2 protein-coding genes and 1 pseudogene are annotated in these 2896 nt (G+C 63.8%); 2 read left to right on the top strand and 1 reads right to left on the bottom strand.

The genetic code is table 11. The annotated features are described in order from the left end of the window. Positions 1 to 928 (top strand): annotated as a pseudogene (locus EOA29_RS31405) (glycosyltransferase family 39 protein); the annotation flags it as partial. A 40-nt stretch (positions 929 to 968) separates the two neighbouring features. Beyond that, positions 969 to 1817 (top strand): phosphatase PAP2 family protein, encoded by an 849-nt coding sequence (locus EOA29_RS31400; RefSeq protein WP_126093581.1) that lies wholly within the window; start codon positions 969 to 971, stop codon positions 1815 to 1817. A 24-nt stretch (positions 1818 to 1841) separates the two neighbouring features. Here the strand turns inward: EOA29_RS31400 and EOA29_RS31395 are convergent, their stop codons facing one another. Continuing rightward, positions 1842 to 2516: an alpha/beta hydrolase gene (locus EOA29_RS31395; RefSeq protein ID WP_126093582.1), complete on the bottom strand. Its 675-nt coding sequence runs from the start codon at positions 2514 to 2516 to the stop codon at positions 1842 to 1844. Positions 2517 to 2896 lie beyond the last annotated feature (380 nt).

The following is a 2896-nucleotide window of genomic DNA, read 5'->3' as shown; positions in this document are numbered from 1 at the left end:
CCAGGAAGCGGTCGGCAAGGACATGCTGAACAAGGTGGCGCAGGGCGAGGAATCGCATGGCCTGCCGCCGGGCTTCTACATGCTCACCTATTCGCTGTTCATGTGGCCGTTCGGCCTGATCGCGGTCAGCGCCGGGCTGCAGGCCATCAACCGCTTCTGGGACGATCCGCGCCTGCGCTTCTGCCTCGCCTGGTATATCCCGTTCTGGCTGGTGTTCGAGGCGATCCCGACCAAGCTGCCGCATTATGTGATGCCCGCTTATCCAGGCATGGCGCTGCTGATCGGCTGGCTGCTCACCTTGCCGGCGGACCAGGCGAACGCGCCGCTGAAGCGCTGGCAGAGCTGGCTTTGGTGGGCGACGGCCTTTGGCGTCGTCGTCGTGTCGATCGGGCTGGCCGCGGTGTGCATCGGGACGCCGATCTATCTCGCGAAGGCCTTTTCCTGGTGGAGTATCCCGGCGGCAATCGCCGCTTTGGCCACCGGCTATCTGGCTTTCCCACGCCAATTGCAGGTGCCGCTGGGCCGCATCGCGGCGATCGCGGTCGGCGCGGGCATCACCTTCAGCCTGTTGTTCGGTGTCATCGCGCCGTCTCTGAAGCCGATCTGGCTGAGCCCGGCCATCAAGGCGGCCGTCGATGCCAACCGTCTCTGCGATACCACCGTGCTCGCCTCGTCGCCCTATCACGAGCCGAGCCTGGTGTTCCTGGTCGGCACTAGCACGGTGCTGACCGACGTCGACGGCGTCGCAAAACACCTGCTCGCCGATCCGGCCTGCGCGCTGGGACTAGCCCCCGTCAAGGACGAACAGAAGCTCAACGAATTGCTTGGCGGGCAGGGCAAGTCGGCAAAGCGTCTTACCGAGATCGATGGGCTCAACTATTCGTCAGGAGACAAGTTGGCGCTTGGCCTTTATCGGGTGGCCCCGTGAGGAATAGTGTCGGGCCCCAAACACCCCTGTAGACCCAGTCATGTCCGTCGTAGCCCTTTACCGCCGCTCACTCGGCAACTTCCTCGACACGATTGCCATCGTGAGGCGGCGCTTTGCCGTCCGCCCGGCACGCTACCCGGAAATCGCGTGGCCGGTCTGGGCACTCGCTTGGGTGCTGCTGGCGGCGGCCGCTTTCCTCAGCCTCGACAGCGCCGCTGGCAGGATGCGCGGAGCGTGGACGCCGGGCTTCGTCCATTTCACCGATTTCTTCACGGATTTCGGCCTCGGCGGCTGGTATCTCATCCCGGCGGCGCTCTGTCTCGTCGCCGCCAATCTGACCGACTGGCGCAGCCTTTCACGGCAGGCGCGAATAATGGTCTACAACTGGACGTGTTTCGCCTTCCTGGTGCTCTGCGCCGTCGGGCTTTCCGGGCTGGCAGTCAATTTGCTGAAATACGGCATCGGCCGGGCGCGGCCGCTCTATTTCAACGATTTCGGCGTCCTGTCGCTGCATCCCTTCGCCATGGATGCGCGCTTCGCCGGCTTTCCGTCGGGCCATGCCACGACGATGGGCGCGGTGTTCGGCATCCTGCTGCTGTTGTTTCCAAAACGCTGGCACATCGCGCTGGCGGTCACGGTCTGCATCGCATCGACGCGCGTCTTCGTCGGCGCGCATTATCCAAGCGACACGGTCGCAGGCTTCGGGCTTGGCCTGGCTTTCGCGATCGTCTCGGGACTGGTCTTCGCGCGGCTCGGCTTCATCTTCCAGCGGCCGTCGTCGACCCGACCGGTGCCCAAGCGCACGTTCCGGCTGGGATGGTCGAGCGGGTCGAAGGACAAAATAGCGTCGGCGAGGCGGAGCCGCGAGCTATCGGCTGACCGCCGTTAGGTTGCTCCCAGGACCGCCTTAGGACTAGCGCAGCCGCTTCGGTCGCGGATCGGCGAGCTCGCCCGCCAGCCGTCGGTCGAGATAGTCGGCGCACTCTTCGATCAGCAGTTCTGCGTGGTTGGCGAAGAAATGGTTCGCGCCGGGCAGCGTCTTCTGCGTGATTGTGATGCCCTTTTGCGTGTGCAGCTTGTCGACCAGCGTCTGCACATCCTTGGGCGGCGCCACCTTGTCGGCATCGCCGTGGATGATGAGGCCGGACGACGGGCAGGGGGCAAGGAAGGAGAAGTCGTAGGTGTTGGGCTGCGGCGCGACCGAGATGAAGCCCTCGATCTCCGGCCGGCGCATGAGCAACTGCATGCCGATCCAGGAACCGAAGGAATAGCCGGCGACCCAGCAGCTCTTGGAATCGGGGTGCAGCGACTGCACCCAGTCGAGCGCGGCGGCCGCGTCCGACAATTCGCCGGTGCCGTGGTCGAATTCGCCCTGGCTGCGGCCGATGCCGCGGAAATTGAAGCGAAGCGTGGTGAAATCGCGCTTCTGGAACATGTAGAAGAGGTCGTAGACGATCTTGTTGTTCATCGTGCCGCCGAACTGCGGGTGCGGGTGCAGCACAATGGCGATCGGCGCGCTCTTTTCCTTGGAGGGCTGGTAGCGACCCTCCAGGCGACCAGCCGGACCGGCGAAAATGACCTCAGGCATAAAATACTCCACGTGGCATACGAAGGCGCTTGTCAGGAACTTCCCTGGCCCGGAACTCTTGCTTCGGCCCCATCTTCTGTGGCCTTGACGCCGGGCGAGCGTCTTCCTAGAAGCTAGTTTAGAATTGTTCAAAACTGGGTGGCTGAAACGCAATGGTCCGGCCGCCCGCGCCGCAAGCCGGGTAAATAGGACGGCTTGCCTTGCAATTTCAAGGAAATAACGCGCTATCCTCGCGGAATGGCTGCTGACGGGATCGACTGAAGGAAAATGGCCGCAACTCGCGCCTATCTCGACTACAACGCCAGCGCGCCTCTGCTTCCAGAGGCACGCGCTGCGGTGGTCGCTGCGCTCGATGCCGTCAATCCGTCGTCGGTCCACGC

The organism is Mesorhizobium sp. M1E.F.Ca.ET.063.01.1.1 (assembly GCF_003998155.1).
In the GTDB taxonomy this organism is placed as follows: domain Bacteria; phylum Pseudomonadota; class Alphaproteobacteria; order Rhizobiales; family Rhizobiaceae; genus Mesorhizobium.
Note: the sequence above shows the minus strand (reverse complement) of the source record. Positions and strands in the feature narration are given on the sequence as shown.

What these genes read in the sequence shown, in the direction of transcription:
- EOA29_RS31400 (WP_126093581.1), top strand. Translation starts at nt 969, where the DNA reads ATGTCCGTCGTAGCCCTTTACCGCCGCTCACTCGGCAACTTCCTCGAC.
- EOA29_RS31395 (WP_126093582.1), bottom strand. Translation starts at nt 2,516, where the DNA reads ATGCCTGAGGTCATTTTCGCCGGTCCGGCTGGTCGCCTGGAGGGTCGC.